This window comes from Flavobacterium sp. KBS0721 (assembly GCF_002007065.3).
GTDB classification, from domain to species: Bacteria; Bacteroidota; Bacteroidia; order Flavobacteriales; family Flavobacteriaceae; genus Flavobacterium; species Flavobacterium piscis.
Genome location: NZ_CP042170.1, coordinates 3,452,049 through 3,477,169, shown reverse-complemented (window position 1 = coordinate 3,477,169; position 25,121 = coordinate 3,452,049). Strand labels below are relative to the sequence as shown.

The 25,121-nt window shown below is 35.5% G+C and carries 17 protein-coding genes; 11 read left to right on the top strand and 6 right to left on the bottom strand.

Annotated elements, in window-relative coordinates:
* Positions 1–9: 9 nt before the first annotated feature.
* Positions 10–1,965 carry an alpha-galactosidase gene (locus B0M43_RS15165; protein WP_246860129.1) on the bottom strand — a complete coding sequence of 652 codons (1,956 nt, stop codon included), beginning with the start codon at positions 1,963–1,965 and terminating at the stop codon, positions 10–12.
* Positions 1,966–2,806: 841 nt separating this feature from the next.
* Between B0M43_RS15165 and B0M43_RS15160 the strand changes: the two genes are divergently transcribed.
* The 10 genes from B0M43_RS15160 (at position 2,807) to B0M43_RS15120 (ending at position 15,008) form a co-directional block, all read left to right on the top strand.
* The gene (locus B0M43_RS15160; protein WP_078007477.1) at positions 2,807–3,406 is read left to right on the top strand and encodes an RNA polymerase sigma-70 factor; all 600 of its coding nucleotides are present in this window, start codon (positions 2,807–2,809) and stop codon (positions 3,404–3,406) included.
* 67 nt (positions 3,407–3,473) lie between these two features.
* Positions 3,474–4,577 (top strand): FecR family protein, encoded by a 1,104-nt coding sequence (locus tag B0M43_RS15155; RefSeq protein ID WP_078007478.1) that lies wholly within the window; start codon positions 3,474–3,476, stop codon positions 4,575–4,577.
* A 10-nt stretch (positions 4,578–4,587) separates the two neighbouring features.
* Positions 4,588–7,947 (top strand): SusC/RagA family TonB-linked outer membrane protein, encoded by a 3,360-nt coding sequence (locus B0M43_RS15150; RefSeq protein WP_078007479.1) that lies wholly within the window; start codon positions 4,588–4,590, stop codon positions 7,945–7,947.
* 4 nt (positions 7,948–7,951) lie between these two features.
* On the top strand, positions 7,952–9,409 hold the full coding sequence (locus tag B0M43_RS15145; RefSeq protein ID WP_246860128.1) for a RagB/SusD family nutrient uptake outer membrane protein: 1,458 nt from the start codon (positions 7,952–7,954) through the stop codon (positions 9,407–9,409).
* Positions 9,396–10,862, top strand: coding sequence for a hypothetical protein (locus B0M43_RS24460; RefSeq protein ID WP_078007481.1), 1,467 nt, complete (start codon positions 9,396–9,398; stop codon positions 10,860–10,862). The genes B0M43_RS15145 and B0M43_RS24460 overlap by 14 nt, the downstream gene beginning before the upstream one ends.
* Before the next feature lie 200 nt (positions 10,863–11,062).
* A complete protein-coding gene (locus B0M43_RS15140; protein WP_078007613.1) occupies positions 11,063–12,205 on the top strand; it encodes a cytochrome-c peroxidase in 1,143 nt (380 codons plus the stop codon).
* 23 nt (positions 12,206–12,228) lie between these two features.
* Entirely contained in the window at positions 12,229–12,843 is a 615-nt protein-coding gene (locus B0M43_RS15135; RefSeq protein ID WP_123921809.1) for a hypothetical protein, read from the top strand.
* A 358-nt stretch (positions 12,844–13,201) separates the two neighbouring features.
* Positions 13,202–13,852 carry a VOC family protein gene (locus B0M43_RS15130; protein WP_078007483.1) on the top strand — a complete coding sequence of 217 codons (651 nt, stop codon included), beginning with the start codon at positions 13,202–13,204 and terminating at the stop codon, positions 13,850–13,852.
* Positions 13,853–13,914: 62 nt separating this feature from the next.
* A complete protein-coding gene (locus B0M43_RS15125) occupies positions 13,915–14,313 on the top strand; it encodes a tautomerase family protein (RefSeq protein WP_078007484.1) in 399 nt (132 codons plus the stop codon).
* 113 nt (positions 14,314–14,426) lie between these two features.
* Positions 14,427–15,008: a GNAT family N-acetyltransferase gene (locus B0M43_RS15120; protein WP_246860127.1), complete on the top strand. Its 582-nt coding sequence runs from the start codon at positions 14,427–14,429 to the stop codon at positions 15,006–15,008.
* Between the two features lie 71 nt (positions 15,009–15,079).
* On the opposite strand, the gene B0M43_RS15115 is transcribed toward B0M43_RS15120, so the two are convergent.
* The 5 genes from B0M43_RS15115 to B0M43_RS15095 form a co-directional block, all read right to left on the bottom strand.
* Complete coding sequence (locus B0M43_RS15115; RefSeq protein ID WP_078007485.1) at positions 15,080–17,086, bottom strand: heavy metal translocating P-type ATPase; 2,007 nt, start codon at positions 17,084–17,086, stop codon at positions 15,080–15,082.
* Positions 17,087–17,376: 290 nt separating this feature from the next.
* Entirely contained in the window at positions 17,377–18,699 is a 1,323-nt protein-coding gene (locus B0M43_RS15110; protein ID WP_078007486.1) for an efflux RND transporter periplasmic adaptor subunit, read from the bottom strand.
* 1 nt (position 18,700) lies between these two features.
* Positions 18,701–19,897, bottom strand: coding sequence for a TolC family protein (locus B0M43_RS15105; protein WP_246860126.1), 1,197 nt, complete (start codon positions 19,895–19,897; stop codon positions 18,701–18,703).
* Positions 19,898–20,051: 154 nt separating this feature from the next.
* Positions 20,052–23,255 carry an efflux RND transporter permease subunit gene (locus B0M43_RS15100; protein ID WP_246860125.1) on the bottom strand — a complete coding sequence of 1,068 codons (3,204 nt, stop codon included), beginning with the start codon at positions 23,253–23,255 and terminating at the stop codon, positions 20,052–20,054.
* Between the two features lie 96 nt (positions 23,256–23,351).
* Positions 23,352–23,675, bottom strand: coding sequence for a DUF6660 family protein (locus tag B0M43_RS15095; RefSeq protein WP_246860124.1), 324 nt, complete (start codon positions 23,673–23,675; stop codon positions 23,352–23,354).
* A gap of 318 nt (positions 23,676–23,993) precedes the next feature.
* On the opposite strand from B0M43_RS15095, the gene B0M43_RS15090 reads away from it, so the two are divergent.
* Complete coding sequence (locus B0M43_RS15090) at positions 23,994–25,115, top strand: hypothetical protein (RefSeq protein WP_078007488.1); 1,122 nt, start codon at positions 23,994–23,996, stop codon at positions 25,113–25,115.
* Positions 25,116–25,121: the final 6 nt, after the last annotated feature.

Here is a 25,121-nt window from a genome sequence, read left to right as displayed (position 1 = left end):
AGCATTCATTTAACGATTTACAATTTTAAATAAACGGGCATCTTTAGAACCAATACTTAAATTGATACTGTTGTTTTTTACGTCGATATTTTGAGCGGTAAAAACATCCTGCAATTTATAGTTCCCCTTTTTCACGCCTAATCTTTCTAACGGAAGTGCATAGTTTTTAGGCATATTTCCGTAATTCAAAACGGCTATATACCAATTGTTGCCAATTTTTTGTTCGAAAACTTCGGTGGTTAATTTTCCTGTATTTCCTTCTACAGGACGGAATGCTACTCCATTTTCAACAATTTTAAGTATTTCTTTATTCTGTAACCATTCTTTTGCACGCTTGCTCCAGATTCCGTCTTTACTGTAATCATCTCCCGTAATTAATGTTCCTGTAATAACAGACGAAATTAATCTCGCACGGTTCTCTCCTTCTGTAACATCTGCAAAAACAACATGATCTGCATCTATATAATCATATGAATACGTTTGCCACCAACCATAATTGACACTATTTAAGGTGTATTGTGTTTGCTCGATAGTTTTCCAAGCATCGCACGCAATACGACGAACGTGTACGTAACGAGAAGTGGCCATGTTAGGAGAAATCGCAGCATAAATCAACATTTTTCCGTCTAAAGCATTGACCAAATGTTCCATTCCTACTTTATATGCCTGCATTCCTGTCGTTACCTCTTTATCATAAAACGAAGTAGATTCCGCGGCAGCGTGACCTAAAAAGTCAATTTTAATCATTTTAAAACCGCATTCTTTTAGTTTATTGATCACATAATCAACACGTTTAAGCGTTCCTGGATGTGTAGGATCGATGGCGCGAGCACCATCAAAATCAAAATAAGTATTTCCGGTTTTTGTCCACATTTCGCCAAACGTATAATCACTTCCTTCGGCTTTACGATTTGGGCCATCTTTCCAGCCCCAATCTGTAAACGGTGCCCAATAGGCTCCCGGTTCTAAACCTTTCTTTTTACAATAATCAGCAAACTCTTTTAGTTTACTAAAGTCTCCGGTAAAACCACCTTTTACCATATTGTCCCAAAACGAATCAAGGTCGATATATGCGGTATTGCCAACACGGAATTCCGGAACCGAATCGGCAAAGAAATCTGCCACTTTCGTTGTATTTTCAAAATTGATTTTCTCCATCAAAACTCCCCAACTGTTCCAGCCTACCGGAGTTGGTTTGTCCCAGGCAAAAACATATGGTTTCTCTACGATACGATTGGTTTTGGCATATTCTTCCATCCCATTTCTCCAGTCTGAATAATAACCCACAAAGAATTTTGGAGAAGCTACTTTATCGCCTTTTACAATACCGTGCGCAATACTATCGCGTGTATTTTCTTTCTCTGAATATCCTGCCCAGGCAGAAAACGAAGCTTGTTTGTTTTCATTAATGGTTTTTACGGCACTTTTCCAAACGGTATGTTCAAGCGAACCTACAATAAAACCTTTTCGGGATGCATTATTAAATATAATTCCCACCTCACCACTTGTATTTTGAGCGATTGTATCTAATTTTTTAGAATTGTAACTGATGAAGGCATCATTATCATAAGGAACAAAAACCGTTTGCAGGTTTTCTATTTTATCAAAAGCAATTTTTCCTAAATCTAATGGCGCAATATAATTGGTTGCTACTTTTTGTCCGTTGCCTAAAATTTCTATTTGAGTTATAAAATAGTCCTTATTGTTATAAGTTAAAAAACTTTGGACTACTGTAGGCTTGCTATTTTCTTTATAAGTAAGTGTATATTTTAGTCCTTTTCCTAAATCATCATTAATTGTTACTTTCGCAAAAACAGCATCAGGATATGAACTTGCTGCAATTGTTTTTCCATTTACTACTACTGTCGCTTTTGCTCCGCTAAATACATTTACCCCGTGTTGAGTAACAGCAATAGTTTTCTGTTTTGCATCATAAGTAATTACACCGCTTTTACCAAAAGTCATCTTAATATTTTTTTGAGCCAATGCCGGAATGCAAAAAAATGACGTTAGTAAAACGGACATAAACAAGCTCTTTAGTAGGAAAGGATACTGTTTCATTAAATAAAAATTTAAGTTATTATACTATTCTATACTACAATGATACAAATTAAAATTTAGTTACCAATAGTTGAGTGGAAATTTTTTACCATATAAGTTATATAATTACCTATTAAAAGTATTTCACGCAATTTTATACTTTGAATAAAAAGGTTTTTTTCACCATATAAGTTAACCTTAAGGTTGTATTGCATACTTTTTATAAATCAACGTTAAATATTGTGGAGAAATATAAAAATTAAATTTCACAATTATTTTTTAACGCAGAGAACGCAAAGATTTTTCATCAAAGAATTCTTTTAAAAGTACATAGGAGTCCGCAAAGCTAAATCGAAAGCTTTGCGAACTTTACCTTTTTATAAAAGCTAAGAATAATAAAAAACTTAGCATTCTCAGCGATATTTTTTTCTTTCCTAAGGCTTTCATATTCATTCTCTATTTCAACTTCAGCAACAATGATTATTACTTATATGTCCTTCCACGCTTCCAAAAAAAACATCGAGCTTATATTTACTTATATAACTTATATGGTAAAAAAGAACTCACAGCAACATTAAACTTACTTATAACTTATAAGATAAACGCGTTTTTTACACTTATTCTGAATAATATTTTTTCAAACGATGTTTATTTGAATTTTATTTAGAATTAATATAAATAAACTTTTATATTTGCCGCTTTCTGTGCAAAAAAGGTCTTTTTATTAAATTGCCTATATTGCTTTCTAAAAAGTGATTCTCTTATAATGAATAATAATACCAGTTTCGAACTACATCTTTTTGAATCTTTCAAAGAAGGAGACGAAACTGCTTTCACATATTTTTACGATAAATACTTTCGCAGAATCACCGCTTTTAGTATTCAGTTTATTTATGATAAAGATGAAGCTGAAAATCTGGCGCAGGAAGCTCTTTTGTATCTGTGGCAAAATAAGGAAACTGTTGAATCGCTAAACGGTATACAATCTTTTTTATATACTTATACCAAATCGAAGTGCCTGAACATGATTCGTCATAATAAGGTAAAGGATAAATTCAAGAGTGAAGTTTTAAACCAAAAAGAAAGAGAACTGGATATCGAAATCTTAAACTCGGTGCAGTTTGATACTTTAGAATTAACCGAATTAGAGCGTTTAATTCAGGAATCGATAAGTGATCTTCCGCCCAAAACCCGCGAAGTTTTTATAAAAAAGCGTTTCGAAAATAAAAAAAACGCAGAAATCGCCGAAGAAATGCAAGTAACCTTAAAAGCTGTAGAAGCCCATATGACAAAGGCTTTGAAGATTTTAAAAACAAAATTATCAGATTATCTGTTCTTAATCTTTATCCTTATTTGTAATAATTAAAAATAAAAGGTAGGGTATTTTATTTCTGAAGTGTACTTACTAAAACGAGAAGTTTAAAACTCAAAATATGACATCGGAAATCATTTATAAATACCTTTCGAATGAAGCTTCAGAACAAGAAGTTCAACTGCTGTTTGAATGGATTGATGCTTCTGAAGAAAATAAAAAGCATTTTATTACGCTAAAGAAAACCTGGGCGTTAACAGCACTTTCTGAAGATCTTTCGAAAAAATCAACTCCGGTAATTGCAATTCAGCCTAAAAAGAAAGCCATTCAGTACCTGAAATATGCCGCTTTATTTTTGGTTTTATTTGGTTTAGGGAAATTAGCTTTCGATTTTAATCAGAAAGCAAAATCATCAAAAGAGATTGTTTTAGAATTAGCCAATGGCCGTTCTGAATATATTACAAAAGACAATCAGACGAAACTTGTAAATGACAAAGGCGATTTGATTGCGAAGAAATTTTCTAACCAAATTATTTATTTTGGAAAAGTTCAGGATCAGGAAGTGGTTTACAATACGCTAAAAGTACCTTACGGGAAAAAGTTTAAACTTACCCTTTCTGACGGAACGGTTGTGAGTTTAAATTCAGGAACAACTTTAAAATATCCGGAACAATTTGGCATTAACGGAAAAAGAAATGTGTACCTAACCGGTGAAGCTTTTTTTGAAGTGGCCAAAGACAAAGAACATCCTTTTATTGTAAATGCCAATCAGGTTGATATTGAAGTTTTGGGAACGAAATTCAACGTAAGCGCTTATCCTGAAAATCCAAGTGTCAATGGTACTTTGGTCGAAGGAAGCATTGAGATGTATGAAGTCGACAACAAACTAAATGCGGTTTTGCTTCAACCCAATCAAATGGCAACATGGAACAATAACTCCAAAAAAATTACAACAAAAGAAGTTGACCCAGGCTTTTATTCGGCATGGACAAAAGGTGAACTTGCTTTTAAAGATACCCCATTCTCTACTATCGCTAAAATAATTCAGCGTACCTACGACGTTGAAATTATCAATGAAAATGCTGTTTTGGCCAAACAGAATTTTACGGGAACGATCAAAATTAGCGAATCCAGTGTCGAAAACATTTTAGAACTTCTAAAACGTGACACACCATTTAATTATTCCGTTAAAGGAAATACGATAACCATTACCAATCTTCCATAACTAAATAAACATGACTTTTACGATACACGATTTAAGGAAAATTTTATTTTTCCTAGCTCTTCTTTTATCCAGTTTTAAAGGTTTTTCTCAGAATAAAAACATCACTTTACAGGTTAAAAATAAACCTATTAGTTTGATTATTAAAGCCATTGAAGAACAAACTGATTTTAGGATTATTTATAACGCCAGAAAAATTGATGCTGAGCAACTGGCAGATATCAATGTTCAGAATGTGAGTTTAGAAACTGCCTTAAAGCAATTATTTGCCGGTAAAAATATTTCGTTTTATATCCAGAAAAAACAGGTTTTATTAACGAACGCTGCTCCTGCTCCATCAGCTGCGACATCTTCTGATGAAAAAGAAAGATTCATTAGCGGAACGGTTTACACTGCCAAAGACAAACAGCCGCTTCCCGGAGCAACCATTCGTATAAAAGGAACCGGAATGGGCGCTATAACTGATTTTAACGGAAAATTTGTATATCAGTTAAAAGGAAACGACATCAACAATTTGGTGCTTGAAGTTGGATTTTTAGGAATGGAACCTCAATTACAAAAAGCAGATGACAAAAAGCAGTTTGTTTTTTATTTGAAAGAAGCTACAGACGAATTAAACCCAGTTGTGATTACGTCTTCTTATGGTACTACAAAACTAAAAGAAGAGATTGTAGGGAGTATTTCGACCTTATATGCAAAAGATATTGCTGTTGAGCAAGCTTCAGAAAGTATCGATAAAATGATTACAGGTCAAATCGCCGGTGTCATGGTTGAAAATACTTCTGGTGTTGGCGGTCCAGTAAAAATTAATATTCGAGGACAGGGAACTTTATCGTCTTTGTCTGGTGCAAGAACTGGAACTTCGAGTCAGCCGCTTATTATTATAGACGGTGTCATCATGGGAGAAGAATACGGAATCGACAGTGCTTACTTTAGCGGAAACGGAGATTTTACTGAAAATTTTGGTAATCCGCTGATGAAAATTGCTCCGGAAAATATCGAAAGTATTTCGGTTCTTAAAGATGCGGCGGCTGTTGGTATTTATGGTGCTGACGGAGCAAATGGTGTTATTTTGATTACGACAAAAAAAGGAAAAAAAGGAAAAACACAATTTGGATTCTCTAATCAGCTTGGAATTTCATCGGCCATCAATCAGATTAAATATCTTAGCGGGGAGCAATATAACGAGCTTAGAAACGAATTTGTAAAAAATACTACTCCAAGTGCTGCCCTGACTCCATACAATGGTATTAATACGGATTGGTTTGGTTTACTGAATCAATCAGGAATTTTCAATAAATATAATTTTAATGTTTCCGGCTCCACATCAAAAATCTCCTATCGCACCAACATTAGCTATACAAAAATTGATGAACCGCAAATGGGTAACAATACGAAACAATTGAATGCGGGAATTAATTTAGGTTACAACTCTGATAAACTGAACATTAGCTTAGTACTAAATCCAAGTTACATCGAGAAAACTGCACCAAATATTTTTTATTCTTTTGCTTACCTCCCTACTCTTTCGCCTTATAATCCAGATGGATCATACTCGCTTTTAGGTGTTAGCGGTATGATGAGAGGAAACCCGCTGGCTGCGATCGAGCAAAACAAAAATCAAGCAAAAACTTATGGAATCTTAGGTAGTTTAAGTCTTTCATATCAGCTAAGTAATGCGATAAAATTCTCTACGCTTTTTGGTATGGATTACTCAGATAAAGATCAGGATCGTTATTTTTCGGCTGAAAATGAAAGCGGTCAGTTTCCCGGAACTTTTGTTTTAGACAATACTACTTACAGAAGATGGGGACGCCGACTTTTAAACCAGCGAAATGCCACCAAATGGAACTGGCAGGGACAAGCTTTGTTTAACAAACAGCTTACTGAAAATCATGCTATTGATGGTGTTGTTGGTTTTGAAATTTCTGAGGATAAAACGAATTTTGATTATCAGTCGGGAATTGGTTTTGTAAATCCCAATGTGATCAATCCAGTCTCTAATGCTTTAATAGATGATAATCCATTAACTACTGATATAGATGAATCTAAAAATAATCAGACAATTGGAAGTGAAATTAGTTATAACTCAAGGGTGTCTTTATTTTCTCAGGTAAATTATAACTACAAAAAACGATATTATCTATTGGCCAATTTCCGTCGCGATCAAAGTTCTGTGTTTGGAGATGATACTGATGTCGCGAACAATGGCGGTCTTGGAGCAAGTTGGATTATTAGTAATGAAGACTTCCTGAATAATAATTCCTGGATTAACTTTTTAAAAATAAAAACAAGTTACGGTACAACAGGAAACTCAAGAATTGGTTCTTACCGTTCAAAAGGTTTATATAATTATATACAAAATAACTATAATGGCGGAACTGGCGCAACTCCGGGTTCTGCCCCAAACGGAAAGTTAAGCTGGGAAAAAAATACGAAGTTTAATGCCGGAATCGATTTTAATATTTTCAATCGCGTAGAGTTTTCTGTAGAGTATTATCGTGATGATAAAAGTGATCTCATTACTACCCGAAACATTCCTACTGAAACGGGTTACAGTTCGATGTTGCTAAATGCTGCAAGCATGTACAATCAGGGTTTTGAATTTCAGACCCGAATTAAGTGGATTACCAATACTAATTTTAAATGGACAACTTCTTTCAATATTTCTACAGTTGATAGTAAAGTAACTGATTTGAAAGGCTTAGGAAGCGAATTTTCTACAGCAGAACTTGCTTTGGCGCAAAAAATTGGTTATAGCACCACGACAGTTTGGGGAATAAAATGGCTTGGTGTCGATCCGGCTACAGGAAGAGATTTGGTTACTAAAAACGGACAGGTATATGATCTTAACACGTATAAATCTTTATTTACAATAGCGGACTGGGAACCCATTGGAGATACACAGGCGAAAGCATACGGCGGATTCAATAATAGTTTTACTTTTTACAACAATTTAGTTTTATCCGTAAGAGGAGATTTTCAATTGGGCGGTGATTTTTTTGCTTCTGATGCTATAATCGACAAATATTCGAATACGTCAAACAGAAATCTTTCTGTAAATGCGGCTAATCACTGGAGAAATCCGGGAGATATCGTTCCGTATCCCGCGGTAACACTTGTTCCTGTTACGGCAAATTTAAGTAAATACGTTTATGATGCGACTTATGTACGATTAAGCAACGTTAATCTTAGTTATAATGTGCCAATAAAAAATATTTTCCTCGATACGCTTTCTGTTTTTGCCGATGCCACAAATGTATTATACTGGTACAAAGAGAAAAGTCCGAAAGGAATGAACGGAATACGAGAGTTTAGTTATACTTATCCACAGGCAAGAACCATTTCGCTTGGTGTAAATGCAAAATTTTAAGACCATGAATTATTTAAAATACATCACAATAGCATTCCTTATTTTTTCATTGCAAAGCTGCAGTGATTTTCTGGAACAGGAACCGGGAACACAAACTTCTATAGATGAACTTCTGCAAAATAAGGAAGGTGTTTTAATTGCTTTAAAAGGGCTTTACCGCACTGTAGAAGGAACAGTAAGAGAAGAACGTTTTTCTGTTTATTCAGATTTACAAGGCGGAAACATCAAATTTACACCAAATTCTTCAGGAAGCAGCTTAGGACAAATTACACCGGGGATTAATCTTAGGGAGGTATATTCTTTTGAAGATGTAGAAGAGACCAGTAATTTTGCATCATTTTACAGTGGTAATTACAGCATTATAAATCAGGCTAATTTGATTTTAGAATATACTCCCAATCTAAAAGATGCAACCGAAACCGAAAAAAATCAAATAAAAGCAGAAGCCTTAACCATTAGAGCGTATGCCCATTTTGTTTTATCACAGATTTATTGCCAGGATTACGGTTATACACCTGAAGCTTCGCATTTAGGTATTGTCTATAATACCGAATCCATAAAATCGGGACTTAAATATCCAAAAAGAGAAACCCTGGCAAACACGTATTCCTTCATTATTAACGACTTAAAAACCGCGATCGATAATTATTCTGATACCGCTGCTATGCCGGGTCCCGTTTATTCTTACTTCAATAGAAATAATACAAAAGCCTTATTGGCAAGAGTTTATTTGTATAAAAAAGACTGGACAAAAGCTTACGAAACTGCCAATGATGTAATTGAAAACTCCGGATTTAAATTAGTAAATTCTTCTGATTTGATAGCTCAATGGGCACAGCCTGATCTTCCTGTTTCTGAAGCTTTGCTAGAATTTTCAGTTCCAAAGGATTCAGAAAGCGCCGTATCAACATCAATGTCCAATTATTTTGGTGTTACTTCAAGCAATTATGCCCATTATGTAGCTTCAAACGACCTTGTTGATCTTTATGAAAATAATGATTTAAGAAAACAATTATTTATTACTGTAGATCTTCAGACTTTAGTAAATGGAGTTTTAACTTATGTTCCTTACAACTTTACCCGTAAATTTCAGGATAATGCAGGTTACGTGGCCTTTAGATTAAGTGAAATGTATTTGATTCGTGCCGAAGCTGCTCTTGAAAACAATCAGCCAGCCCTTGCAATGGCCGATATTAATACCATTCGCGCACGTGCTAATGCAACTTTATTATCTAATACCGCTAACCTCAAAGAAGATATCCTTTTAGAAAGAAGAAAAGAACTTTGTTTTGAAGGACATTTGTTCTTTGATCTAGTTCGCAACCATAAAGGAATTACAAGAAACGACGGTTGTATTTCGACAAATTGCAGTATGGTTTATCCGTCGCTAAAATTCGTATTACCTATACCACAATATAATATTAATCTTAATTCAAACTTACAACAAAATGAATCTTATTAAGATATTCAGCCTATTTACCATAGCATTGCTATTGGGTTCATGCTCAAAAGACGATTATAAATTGGGTTCAGGAGTAGATCCTTTTTTAAGGTTTAACTTTATGGTAAGCACTAGTAATGTTCCGTTGGAATATCCGGCAGTAAGCGCAATTATAGTTCCTCAGTCTACTTATAAAAATAGTTCAGTAAAAACTTTGAAAGTTCCGGTTGCCCTAACAGCCAACGCTTTAAAAGGTCCTGTAACTGCTACTTTTAGTGCCGTATCATCAAATGGCGACAACGAAAGTTTTACAGTAAATCCGGTCAATAAATTAGTGTTTGAAGGAAGTAAAGTAACGGATACTATTTTTGTTTCTTTTGATAAAAGATGGACCGCCAATCAAAGCATTAATTTAAAATTGGAAACTGTATCTGATCCGGAAATTCATATTGGAAATTTAAATTCAACTTATCCTAATGATACCTTTAAGATCGATCTAGAAACCATTACAACCAATTATACTTTTCCGGTTAATCAATATTTAATAAAAGGCGAAATTGGTGAGACATTCGATTTTAAAGTAAATTTCCCTAACGGATTTTTTCCTTCGGAAATAGAAAATGCGTCAATTTTTAAATTTCAAAATGGTTTTGAATATTCGCTTACCCATGATGATTTTGGCGACAACAGAAATTCAATAACTTATCATTTTACGCTGTTGGAAGATATTCAAAATGACGATGCACGTTATGAATCAAAAATAACCTTAGTAAATATTCCCAATTACAATGCAACCGGAAGCCTTAACTTAACAATTGTAAAACCAACAAAATCACCACGGGATTTACAAGCATATCCCGCATCAAAATTTACAGATCCTACGAATGCTTTTTATTTAACCTACGGCGAACACTGGTTTAACAACAACGGAAACTGCACATGGCAGACTTTTAATGCTTTAACCTTTCCTGTTGTGGTAACGAAGGACAATGAGAATGCAATACTTTACAGTGATAAAGGAACAGCAAATCCTAATGACGATGTGTATCACGATGCCTTTAAAATTGGATTTAATGTTGCTACCGGAACAAATACAATAAACTCTTTTGGCTTAAAAAGATGGTTCTCAAACGAAAGCGGATCTGCTGCTATTTCTCCCGGATTTAATATTACTTCTGCTTTAGAATTTTTTCCGGAAAATGGAAACAGCAAAACGCAGGGAACCGTATTGGTGATTCCACAGGATTTAACTATTGGATCCAGTGCGACAAATACTCACATTATTGCTATTTCAGGTGAAGGTACTTATAAGGAAATCAGTGCCGGTTTGTTTGAAATCTCATTTGAGCTAAAACTCACAAACGATAAACTATTTGGAGGAACCGTTTCGACACAATACAGAATGTATAATAATAGAGTTTATCCAAAACCAACAGCTTTAAGTATCCCGTGTCCTAAGGAAGTTACGCTTTAGATTTTAGTCGCAGTCGCAGTCGCAGTCGCAGTCGCAGTCGCAGTCGCAGTCGCAGTCGCAGTCGCAGTCGCAGTCGCAGTCGCAGTCGCACTAACTTTGTCAAAGTTTAAAACTTTGACAAAGTTTTTTGAAAACGCAAACTGGGACTGAGACTGAAAACGGACTTGAAACCTGAAACAAATCAAACAAAAACAAAAAAATTGAAAAAACTAATCGTCCCTATCCTATTTCTTCTGAGTTTAACGGCTTATAAAAGCGTTGAACAGCCTGATTATATAGACATTCAGGAATTGCGAAAACTATATTCCAGCGGAGATGCTACGAAATGGCCGGCAGCGGAACTACACGACAATGTCGATAAAGCTACATTTCAGGATATCGGCGTGCTTCCTGCGGTTCCTTATCCGGATTATAACCCATACTCGAAAGAAAAAGAAAGTCTGGGTAAAATATTATTTTTTGATCCGAGATTATCTCTTAGCGGACAAATTGCCTGCGCTTCGTGCCATAATCCTGAATTGGGCTGGACAGATAATTTGACACGCTCTTTTGGACATGATCGCCAAACGGGAAAACGAAATTCGATGACGATTTTAAATTCGGCGTATGCCACATCCTTATTTTGGGACGGACGAGCAAAGAGTTTGGAAGATCAGGCGCAATTCCCAATTGGAGATCCGCTTGAAATGAATGAAAAACTGACGATTGCCGTTGATAAAATCGCCAAAATAAAAGGTTACAATGCTCTTTTTACTGAGGCTTTTGGAGACAAAAAAGTTAATCTGCAAAGAATACAATACGCCATTGCAACTTTCGAAAGATCGATTAATAGCCCAAAAAGTAAATTTGATAATTTCATTAGCGGAAAATCAGAAGCCTATACAGATGCTCAGGTAAAAGGACTGCATTTGTTCAGAACCAAAGCGCAATGTATCAATTGCCATAATACGCCTTATTTCAGCGACAATCAGTTTCATAATGACGGTCAGACTTTATTCGGAACAAAAAATGAAGATTTCGGACGCTATAATGTTACCAAAGACGTAAAAGACATTGGTAAATTCAGAACGCCAACATTGCGTGAAGTGGCCAATACAAAACCCTGGATGCATCACGGACATTTCCCGACTTTACTGGATGTTGTAGAATTGTACAATTTAGGAAACCCGTCTCCTGTTCAGAAAAAATATCTGGGAACGGCAAGAGATTCATTAATTCCAAAAGCCGATCCTATGCTTAAAAAACTAAACTTAAACAAAGAAGAAATCAGCGATCTTTTGGCTTTTATAGAAACTTTGAGCACGCCAACACGAAGAATTATGACGCCAACAATGCCTAAGTAATAAAAACATTTAATAACAAAAAAATGAAACAGATAAATATCATAATTATCTTTTTACTTATATTTAACACCATGTTTTCGCAAGATAATTTGAATAAGTTTGCAAAGATAGATTCACTTTCAAAAATTGATTTTTTAAGTTACAACTATAAGTATCTGGATAAGGATTTTAAGTTTAAAATTTCGAGAAAAAAATTCGAAAAGTCTATTGAAAAACACAAATTCTATCCTGAAAGACTTCGCAATTACAAAGATTCATTGGGTGTCGTTTTAATGGCTGAATTTAATGATTGGGATGCCGCCAGAATAGCCGAATTAAAAATTACTTACTCCTGGGAAAGAGTTGGTTATCATCTTTTAAAAAACAAAGATGAAGTGATAGAAATCGCAAAAAAACTAAATATTAAATATCCCTACAGACTACAGGAACTATTACTTCGCAATGATCCAAAAGTTTCAACTGAAATTGAAAAATTAAGAAACAAGTTGTTTTTATCTTTTGAAAAAAAGGAATTAAAAACAATGTCATCAAAACAATTACTATCATTTGCCTTTTCGAACAATCCGGAACTCATTAAACTTAGACAACAGTCTCATAAAAAAAAATCCACAAAGTCAATTGAAAAAACTGATTTGTAAATACCTCAATAATTCTCAAATCTACAAAGCCTGTTTCTTTTATGAAATGGGCTTTTTTTTATTTTTAAACACAAAGAAACATAGCTCAAATAAATGCAGAAAGACGTTTCAACTACAAATAAATCTCATAGCACTTTGTGAAAAAATCATGATTTTCTAAAAGTATCTAAATTGCAGTTTTAAATCTATGTTTCTATGTGTTTAAAAAATTAGGCATTACAATAAGAGAAACTTTAATCATAATTTACTATCCTTTCATTGAAGTATAAAATAGCTTGTGAATCGTAATATTTCCATCATTTCTTAAATTTGTTTGAAACGAAAGAAGCTTTTTTTTCTTCTTATAAAAAATACCACCATGAAGTTAGAACATATTCAAATTCAATCCAACAATATACAACAAACTGCCACTTTTTATAAAGAGATTCTTGAGCTGCCTATCATAGAAAAAACCAAAAATTCGGTGAGCATTCAGGCAGGCAATTCGGTTCTTGAATTCTTAGAAAATCCTGAATTTAAATCTATTTATCATTTTGCTTTTAATATTCCGGAAAACAAGTTAGACGAAGCCATTGATTGGTGTAAAAGCAAAGTAGATTTAATTTTTATTGAAGATCAAAAAGTCATTACCAATTTCGAAAACTGGAATGCCAATGCTATTTATTTCTATGATAATAATGGCAATTTATTAGAATTTATTGCCCGACACGATCTTGATAATGCGCAAACAGAAGCATTCAGTTCTAAAGCTATTTTAAATATTAGTGAAATTGGAATCGTAAATGAAAATCCATTAAAATTAGGAAATCAATTAATCGAAGAACATGGATTAGATTTTTTTAGCAAGAATGACAATACCGAACTCTTCTCAGCTGTTGGTGATGATGAAGGTTTACTAATTATCGTGAAACCAAATAGAAACTGGTATCCTACGCAAACACCTTCTGAAAATAATAAAACAGCCGTTAGAATTAAGAATAAAGGGAATAAAATAGAATTAAATTTTTAATACGATTCTTATTTCCATCGCTTACTATTTCTTATTTTTATAAAAATTTAAATTTCAAAAAAATGCCATTCGTTAGAATCAGTCTTCCCAAAAAGCTTTCATTAGAAACAAAAAATACTATTTCAGCATCAATTCATGAATCTTTAATAGCCGAATTTAATATTCCAAAAGACGATTATTTTCATATCATTGAAGAATTAGAATCGCACCAGATAAAATATCCTGAAAGTTATCTCGGGATTTCACATTCTGATGAAATTATTTACGTGCAAATCACGGCAGGACAAGGTAGAACTTTGGAACAAAAGAAAAAATTATACCATCAGATTGCAACACGAATTTCGACCTCAACCGAGATTTTAATCAATAATGTCATCATTGTTTTATTAGAAAATAATGGTTTAGAGAATTGGTCTTTTGGTAACGGAGAAATTCAGATTCCAACGCATTTGAAAAAATAATTATACAGATTGCTTTTATAACTTTATAATTCCGGTTTTAGCATATGATTAAAAAAAATATTCTTCGTAGTATTTTAGAAAAATGGCTGACAGCCTGGTCATTATCAAGAAAATTGCCATTACCTGAAAGATACAAATCAGGATTTAAGGTTGAAGTTGGTTATCCTAATCAAAAAAGACGCTTTGTATTTGCTGAACTGAATAATGATTTTATTGAATTATCAAAATCTATTGATGAACCCGGTATTTTCTTAAAAGTTTGTTCTTCGCCTGATGAATTAAAAAATCAAATACATCCCAAATGGATTATTCAGCCTCAAGGATATATGATGGCTTGTTTTCATCAAATGGATTTTCGGAATTGTACTTTAAGTGATAATTATAAGCTGGAATTTGAACATTACAATGGTACTTATCTTGTTCGAATTATAACTAAACAGGGAGAACTAGCCTCAACAGGACATGTTGTTCTTGTTGATGATGTAGCAATTTACGATAGAATCTCGACTGAACCTAATCATAAAAGGATTGGTCTTGCCTCTGTCCTGATGAAAGAACTTGAAAAGATTGCATTAGCGAATGATGTACATCATAATTTTTTAGTAGCAACAGAAGAAGGTAAAGCATTCTACGAGTCTTTGGGATGGGAAATGTATAGTTTGTATACGTCGGTTGTTATTCCTGAGTACGAGTAAAAAATCACATTTAAATATAAAAGCCGTCTCAAATTGTATTATGAGACGGCTTCTTTTTATCTGTTTTTAATTTAAAACTTCATTTTCTGAATCCTTACGGCATTTAATATCGCCAGCAACGCTACTCCAACATCTGCAAAAACAGCTTCCCACATTGTGGCAAGTCCGCCGGCACCCAAAATCAGTACAAAAGCTTTTACGACAAAAGCCAACGTGATATTTTGCCAGACGATTTTTTTAGTTTGTTTCCCAATATTGATCGCCATCGCAATTTTACTTGGTTTATCGTCCTGAATCACAACATCGGCGGTTTCGATCGTGGCATCGCTTCCTAAACCTCCCATGGCAATTCCTACGGTACTTAAGGCGATTACAGGCGCATCATTTACTCCATCTCCAACAAAAGCAACGGTTTCGTTTTTGGCTTTAATCTCGTTGAGTTTATTCACTTTATCTTCCGGAAGCAAATCTCCAAAAGCATTTGTGATGCCTAATTTATCCGCAACAAATTGTACCACATTGGTTTTATCTCCACTTAGCATGGTTACTTTAACGCCTAATGCTTTTAGTTTGCTTACTGCTTCCTGAGCATCTTCTTTAATTTCATCGGCAATGGTCAAATATCCTGCGAACTTATTATCGTATGCAATGGCAATCGTCGTATAAACAACCGAATTTGGATCAATATCATATGAAATATTGAATTTATCCATCAACTTGAAATTCCCAACATGCAATTCTTTTCGGTTGATCTCGGCTTTTAAACCATGCCCTGAAATTTCCTCCACGTTTTTCAACTCAACTGAAGCATCAATCTGCCCCACGTGATTGTGAATTGCCGTTGCCACAGGATGCGTACTTTGGCTTTCGAGAACATTAACGAGTTTCAGAATCTCTTCTTTATCAAAACCTTCCTGAATAATAACTTCCTGAACTTTAAAAACACCTTCGGTCATGGTTCCGGTTTTATCCATCACCACATTCTGAATGGTTGAAATACTATCAAGGAAATTACTTCCTTTAAACAGAATTCCGTTTTTACTCGCCGCGCCAATTCCGCCAAAATATCCTAACGGAATACTGATAACCAAGGCACAAGGACATGAAATCACCAGGAATACCAGAGCTCTGTACAACCAGTCAGTAAAGACATAATTGTCTACAAAAAGCCATGGCAATACGCAAATCGCAATTGCCAGATACACTACAATTGGCGTATAAATCTTGGCAAATTTCCTGATAAACAATTCGGCAGGCGCTTTTTTGGTCGTGGCATTTTGTACCATTTCCAGAATCTTAGACAATTTACTGTCTTTATAAGCCGTAGTTACTTTTACCAGTGCAATCGTATTTCCGTTGATCATTCCGGCCAGAACGGTTTCTCCTTTTACTTTGGTATCGGGCTTGCTTTCACCAGTTAATGCCGCCGTATTAAACGAAGCAGTATCTGATAATAATTCGCCATCTAAACCTAATTTTTCTCCCGCTTTAAGCTGAATAATTGATCCTATCACAACATCGGCCGCTTTTACTTTTGTGGCAACATTATTTTCTAATACATTGACTTCGTCAGGACGTTGATCCAACAGGCTTTTAATATTCGATTTCGCTCGGCTTACCGCCAATCCCTGAAAATTTTCTCCAATGGTATAAAACAGCATTACGGCAACACCTTCGGGATATTCGCCTATTGCGAAAGCACCAATTGTCGCAATGCACATCAGGAAAAATTCTGAAAAAACGTCGCCTTTCATAATGCTTTCGTACGCTTCTCTCAGAACCGGAAGTCCAACCGGTAAATAAGCCACTATATACCAGGCAATTCGAACATAACCCGTAAACCAGGTTTGCGGAAAATAATTGTCAAGCCCAATCCCGATAAGCAATAAAACAAAGGAGATTATTGCGGGTAAAAATAATTTCAACAAACCGCCCTCAGCATTATGTTCATGATCATGACCGTCTCCATGATCGTGTCCGTCATTATCAGAATGAACAGGTTCGTCATGTGAGCAACAGCAGGCAGATTGTTTGGGTTTCTTTTTTGTTATTTTTTCTTCTGTATGTATGTGTTCCATAAAATGAGTATCAAGTTTTATTTTTTCAAGTTTAAAGTTTTAAACTTTGTTTAAATAGGTTCTAAATTTACGGATTTTGCGCCAATTGTTTATAGGTAGGTGTTTTATTTTAATCTCGCAAAGACGCGAAGTCGCAAAGTTTTTTTTAAAGTTTCTTTGATTTTCTATATTAAAACTTAAAAAGGTAATACAAGAAAATTTTGCGCCTTCTGCGTCTTTGCGAGTAAATGCTACACCAGCTAAAAAAACTTAGCGTCTTAGCATCTCAACCACTTAGCACCTAAAAAAAATTAGTGACTATGCTCTCCCCCGCCTTTCATGGCCGAAAGCAGATAAAAAGCGCCTTTGGTCACAATCTTCGCATCCGGATCAATTTTATCTACAAATTTCACTTCGGTAAAGCCTAAATCTGTTGTTCCGGGAATTACTTCAATGGCTTTAAAATGAATTTCCTTTTCATGTACTGCACCTTTTTCCTCTTTTCCTTCTTCATGTTGATGGTCGTCTTTATGATCATCTTCCTGAACAAAAACAAAATACTTATCAGCGTTTCGCACTACGGCATCTTTTGGCAATGCGGGCACGGTAGCATTTATGATATTAATATTGGCCGAAACATACATTCCCGGAATCAGTCCTTTTGCATCATCTGATTCGATTTTGGCATGAACGGCAACGGTTTTACTTTCGTTAGAAAATGATTTATTGATTCCGAATATCTTTCCTTTTATCGATTTATTCGACTGATTTGTCAGTACAAAATCAATAACTTGTCCGATCGAGATAGAACCTAAATCTTTCTCATACACATTCAGATCCAAATGCATCTGGCTATTATCGACTACTTCAAATAATGTGATTCCGGTTTGTGCATACGCTCCTTTTGCAATTTTTATATTTCCCACATAACCGCTTATTGGCGCTACAATAGGTACCAGCGAAGTACTTCCTTTTGTACTTACATGCAAAGCATCCAATTTATTTTTCGCTGCCTGCGCTCTCGCTCTTTCTGCTGCCAATTTTGATTTTACTTCCTGAAAAACTTTCCTTGGGTTTACAGTTTCATCGCTTAAGGTTTTCTGACGATTGTATTCTAATTGCAAGTATTCTATATTGGCTGTAGCCGAATGATAATCTTCCTGCATTTCAATAACTTCCAGATTCTGAATCGTCGCCAGAACTTTTCCTTTGTTGACATAAGTGCCTTCGAGAACAAAAATATCCTTGACGGTTCCTCCTATCAAAGTCGAAACTTCGGCAGAATTTTGCGGCGGAACTGTGGTATAACCGTTCGCTTTTATGACTTTATTTAAGTTTCTGTTTTCTACAAATCCTGTTTCGATCCCGACGGTTTTGTATTGAGATTCGTTTAAAGCTACTTCTGTTTGTGAACTTTCTTCTTCCTGAGGTTCTTCTGTTTTCTTTTCATTGCAGCTTATTAAGGTAACCGCAAATATTATAAAATAAACAAAGCGCATATTTTTTACCACAAAGTTCACAAAGGGAGAACAACACAGAGTACGCAAAGACTTTAAACTTTGTGAACTTTGCGAAAAACCTTTGCTCCCGATAGCTATCGGGATTGCGGTTAAGTTTTTAACTATATTTTTCATTTTAATTATTTTTAAGAGATGGAAATTGAAGTTCGATTGCACTTTGATTAAAAGTATGGGTTGCCTCTGTATATTGCTTTTTAATATCAATTGCCTGATTTAAAAAACTGATGTACGCCCAATAACTCATATCGCCATTGGCATAACTTTTTTGTGCCGTCGTAATAATCTGATCAGCGTATTGCAATCCTTCTTTTTGATAATACTCTAATGCTTTTTGCTGTTTCCTGAAATTATTTTCTAATTCTTGTTTTTGCAGATTGAGCGTTAATTTATTTTTATCTAAAGCCAATTGTGACTGCGCAATACTGATTTCTGATGCTTTGGCTTTCGCCGAATTTACGCCACCAAACAACGGAATTTGCAATCCGGCAGTAAACCCCTGAAACAACGATTCGGTGTTGATGGTTTGCGCAAAATAACCCAATCCCAGTTTAGGCGTTCGCATTGCTTTGTGCGTATTGGCTTCTTTTTGGTATACCGAAATCTGCTGTTGGTAATAATCGGTCATTAAAATTTCTTCTTTCGAATTTCCTTCTTCTTTTAGAATAGTATATTGCAACGATGTTTTGTCATCGGGAACTATGTTTTCATCGGTCTGAACAAAAAATTGCAATTGCTTTTGATAAATCGCCAAATCATATTCTAATTGTGCTTTTTGCGTTTCGATCTCTTTTACTTTCGCTTTAGCGCTGATTACTTCGATATTACCGCTTTCTCCGGTTTGAAAACGGAGTTCGGCATTTTTTAGGAATTTGGTATAAATATCATTCAGTTCCGAGTTCAATTTCTGAATCGAAACACCGTACAAATATTGGTAATACGACAACGTTACGGCTTTTTCTATTTCGTAAGCAGATAAAGCTTTTCGTTTTTCAGCCAGTTTCACCAACTCTTCCTGCAATTGACGATTGGCTTTTGTAATGTTTCCCATTGGGAAAAATTGCTGAACCGAAACGTTGTGGTCATAATCCGCACTGTTGAACTGTCCGCCCTGATATTGTACTTGCAGTGGATCGGGCTGAAATGCAGTCTTTTTTAAAACGGTTTGTTTTTCTATTTCCTTATCGGCAATTTTCAAGTCTATGTTGTTTGATTTGGCAAGTGCTATGGCTTTTTCTAAGCTTATTTTTTCTTGTGCCTGCGAAAGCGTGCTAAACAATAAGAATATGCTTAACCACAAAGTTTTATTTGCCAATTGGGCTGGATTTAACCGCAAAGAGCGCAAAGGATTCGCAAAGTTCACAAAGGCTTTTGAATACGGTAAAAAAAGTTTTAAAAGCAAAGTTCGCAAAACTATTTTTGCAAAGTCCGCAAAGGGTTTGATGTTTATATTATATAGTGTTTTCATTTTAATCTTTTTTTTTCTTTGTATCCTCTGTGAAAAACTTAGCGCTCTTTGCGGTTAAATCTTCATTGCGTTCTTCGCGTAAATCTTCGCGTTCTTTGCGGTTAAGCTTCTCCAGCATTAAATACAAAATCGGTAAAACGATCAGCGTCAATAAAGTTGCAGAGAATAAACCTCCAATAACTACGGTTGCCAAAGGTTTTTGAACCTCTGCTCCTCCACTAGTTGACAATGCCATTGGCAAAAACCCTAAAGAAGCTACGGCTGCGGTCATTAAAACGGGACGTAATCTGGTTTTGGTTCCAATTAAAACTCTTTGCAGCGGATCTAATATTCCTTCTGTTTTTAATTGATTGAAGTAGGATATTAATACAATTCCGTTTAAAACCGCGATTCCGAACAAAGCAATAAAACCAATTCCTGCTGAAATACTAAATGGCATTCCGCGCAGCCAGAGCGCAAAAACACCACCTATTGCAGATAACGGAATGGCGGTAAAAATTAATGCTGCTTGTTTAAAACTTTTAAAAGTGAAATAAAGCAACACTAATATTAATCCCAGTGCTATTGGTAATGCGATCGAAAGTCGTTTTGTCGCTTCGATTAAATTCTCGAATTGTCCGCCGTAGGTAACGTAATAACCTGCAGGAAGTGTAAAGTTCTTATCCAGTTTTAGCTGAATTTCCTCTACTACACTTTTTATATCGCGGCCGCGAACGTTTAATCCCACGGTGATTCTGCGCTTTCCGTCTTCACGAACTACTTGTACCGGACCTTGTTCATAATCCACTGTGGCTACTTGGGAAAGTGGTACTTGCTGACCGTTTGGTAAAGGGATAAACAAATTACTTACATCGGTAATATCAGCTCGATTGTCCTGATTCATTCGCACTACGACATCAAATCTCTTGCTTTCATCGTAAATTTTTCCGGCACTTTCTCCCGCAAATGACGAACGTATAATTTGATTGATATCCGAAATATTCAATCCGTATAAGGCAATTTTATTGTAATCGTATTTGATGGTGATTTGCGGTAAACCGGTTACTTTATCGGCTTTTAGATCTCCAATTCCTTCGATGTTTTTTATCTTCGAAATTAACTCGGCAGCTTTGGCATCAAGGATTTCCAGATCATCACCAAAAATTTTGATGGCAATATCGCTTCGGCTTCCGGTCATTAATTCGTTGAAACGCATTTGTATGGGCTGCGAAATTTCAATATTGGCACCCGGAATCACTTTCATTTCTTCTTTCATGGCATTGGCCAATTCTTCCCAATTGTGGTATTTTCGACCCCATTCTTTTTTGTCTTTTAAAACAATAATCAAATCACCGCTTTCAATAGGCATTGGATCTGTTGGAATTTCCCCGCTTCCAATTTTAGTAACGATGGTTTTTATTTCAGGAAACTTAGCTTTTAATATTTGTTCGTATTTCGTCGTCGTTTCAACCATCTGCGTAAGCGAACTTCCGGTCATGATGGTGGCGTTTATAGCCAGATCACCTTCTTCGATCGTTGGGATAAATTCTCCTCCCATACTATTAAAGACAATTAATCCAAAGGCAAATAAACCAACAGAGATTCCTAAAACGATCTTTTTAAATTGAAGTGCTTTTTCTAATAATGGTGTATAAAAGGCCTCTAAACGAGCCATCATTCTGTCGCTGAAGTTTTCTTTATGTTCTGTATTTTTAGATAAGAATAAAGCGCTCATCATAGGTACATAAGTCAGCGAAAGCACAAATGCTCCGGCAACAGCAAAACCAACGGTCATAGCCATCGGTTTGAACATTTTTCCTTCGGTTCCTACCAAAGCGAGGATTGGCAGATAAACGATCAAAATGATGATTTCTCCAAAAGCCGCACTGTTTCTGATTTTCGAAGCCGAATTGTAGACCTCAACATCCATTTCGCTTTGCGATAATTCTTTTTTTCGTTTAAGCTGCTGTAAATGATGCATTGTTGCCTCGACAATAATAACGGCTCCGTCGACAATGATTCCAAAGTCGATCGCGCCCAAACTCATTAAGTTTCCGCTTACGCCAAAGGCATTCATTAATATAATAGCAAAAAGCATGGCCAACGGAATTACCGAAGCCACGATTAAACCGGCACGAAGATTACCAAGAAATAAAATCAGGACAAAAATCACGATCAGAGCGCCTTCAAGTAAATTTTTTGTGACCGTTCCTATTGCGTTATCTACTAGTTTTCCGCGGTCAATAAAAGCTTCGGCCACTACGCCTTCGGGCAAACTTTTATTGATCTGAATCATTCTTTCTTTGATTCTATCTACCACTGCGCTGGAGTTTTCGCCTTTTAACATCAACACCATTCCGGAAACAATTTCTCCTTTTCCGTCTTTGGTTGATGCTCCGTAACGCAATGCAACGCCTTCGCGAACCTGGGCAACATCGCGCACTAAAACGGGAGAACCATTGCGGTTTTTTACCACTACGTTTCCTAAATCTTGTACTCCTTTTGCCATTCCGACACCGCGGATAAAGTACGCCAGCTGATCTTTTTCGATATAAGCACCACCCGTATTTTGGTTGTTTTTTTCTAAAGCATCAAAAATCTCTGTGATCGTCACACCCAGACTATTTAAGGTATTGGGGTTTACAGCAATTTCGTATTGTTTTAGTTTTCCGCCCCAGGTACTTACATCTGCAACACCTTTAACACCCTGCAATTGCGGAATAATAATCCAATCCTGAATGGTTCTTAGTTTTACCGCATCGTATTGGTTTTCATAGCCTTTTTTGGCATAAACATCGTATTGGTAAATTTCGCCTAAACCTGTGGTAATAGGCGCTAATTCAGGAGATCCTGCATAATCAGGAATGTTTTCTTCGGCTTGTTTTAAGCGTTGAAATATTTGTTCCCTTGCCCAATAAATATCGACATCATCTTCGAAAACAACGGTAACAACCGATAATCCGAAACGCGAAATACTACGGAGTTCTATAATATCCGGAACTGTTTTTACCGCTTGTTCCAGTGGATATGTGATAAGTTGTTCGACTTCCTGACTGGCCAAAGTAGGTGCCGTTGTAATGATCTGTACCTGATTATTAGTGATATCCGGTAAAGCATCCAGTGGTAAGTGTTTGAGCGAATAGCTTCCCCAAGCTATTAATACAAGGGTAAATAACAGTATAACGAACTTATTCTTTATACTGAATTGTATGATTTTATCTAACATTTTAAGGTATAATGACGTGAGAAATTAGGCAAAGTTCTGCCTACTACTTCTGTGGAAAATCCACAACTCTCTAACCTGAAATTAATCAGGCAATCATTATGCTATTTGAGGGGGCTGCCAAATACTTCCGTAGAAATTGGAAGCAAAAACAGAATTATAATTGGGTAATGGTATCGAAATAATACGATGTGTGACAGGAAATTCAAAATTCAAATGCGCCTGATAACTTAAAACCTGCGCGCCACAACAGTTACAGGCGCAAAAAGGAGAACACAAATCATTGTCTTTATCATGCGTATGATGTGCTTCTGATGAAAATTGTGCTGTTTTATGAGCAGCACTGTTTACTTCCATATCTGCACAAGGCATATTGGAGAGCGCCATTAAATAAATCGATAATATGATTGTTATCCATTTCACAACACAAAAGTAAGATATATTTCTATTATAAAAATCTAAATATTTGAAAATGATGTTGGTAAAAAAGAGAAACTTCCTGAAATTTTGTTCGAAAAAAGTTGACTGACAAGTGGTACTTTCTTAAAAATTATGATAAATGGTAAGAAAATTTATTTAACTTTAACAATAATTAACATATAAATTAAGTTCAACTATCTAAAAGTCTAATTTCTTACCCGCCTGTAATACAAAAAGATAAGCCGAAATTTTCCTAAAATACATTAGTACATATTTATTTTACGCAGTTCTATTAATTAACAATTATAAACACGAAATTCAATGAAATGTAAGACACTAATATCAGCCTCTTTATTATTATTTAGCATTCAATTTTTTGGACAGGTCTACACCGAAAAAATAGTAGGAGAAAAAAATAAGGAATTAAAAGACAGTCTTAAAATAGAGAAATATCCATATGCCTTGCCTATTTGGGGAGAAAAAGTGGCACAAAAAGGGTATAAATTACCTTATTCAGCCGGACTTTCCATAAATTATTTCTGGCAGGATTCTGAAATTACAATCAAAGATTTAGAAGTAGGTTTTAATAACGGACCTTTATATAATTTAGACGAAATAGTTCGTTTTGACAAATCATCAGTTGAAGCCGGCGCACTAACTATCAGACCCGATGTCTGGCTGTTACCTTTCCTGAATGTTTATGGAATTTTTGGAAAAGCAAACTCAACAACTAAAATTAATGCGGGAATCTGGGTTCCGGATGCTGACAATAATTGGTCGCAGGTCGCGAGTTTTAGCACAAAAGCCAATTTTAATGCCACCACATTTGGACTGGGTCTGACACCAACCATAGGTATAGGAGGCGGTTGGTTTGCATTAGACATGAATATGAGCTGGACAGATGTAAGCGCTCTGGATAAACCTGCTTTTTCATATATTTTTGGGCCAAGGTTAGGAAAGACTTTTAAATTGCGTAAGCCTGAAAGAAATATTGCACTTTGGGTAGGTGCATTTAGGGTACACATATCGGGCGATACAAACGGAAATATTGCCTTATCTGATGTTATTGACTTAGATGGCGCACAAGGTAAGGTCGACAGCGGATTAGACAAAGTTTCTGAAAACCAAGCAAAAGTAGATACATGGTGGAATGGTTTAACTCCGGCACAACAAGCAAATCCGGTCAATATTGCTAAACACAATACTGCAGATCGGGCATTAGAAAAAGCAGGGACTTTTTTAACAACGATGGATGGCGCTTTGAGCACGGCAGGTTCTTCGACTATACAATATTCGCTTCAAAAAGCGCCTAAGGATATGTGGAACTTTCTGATAGGTTCTCAATTTCAATATAATAAACACATGATGTTTCGAGCAGAAGTTGGTTTTTTAGGAAGCCGAACTCAGGTTTTAGCTGGTCTTCAGTATCGTTTTGGACTTTAAACGCAA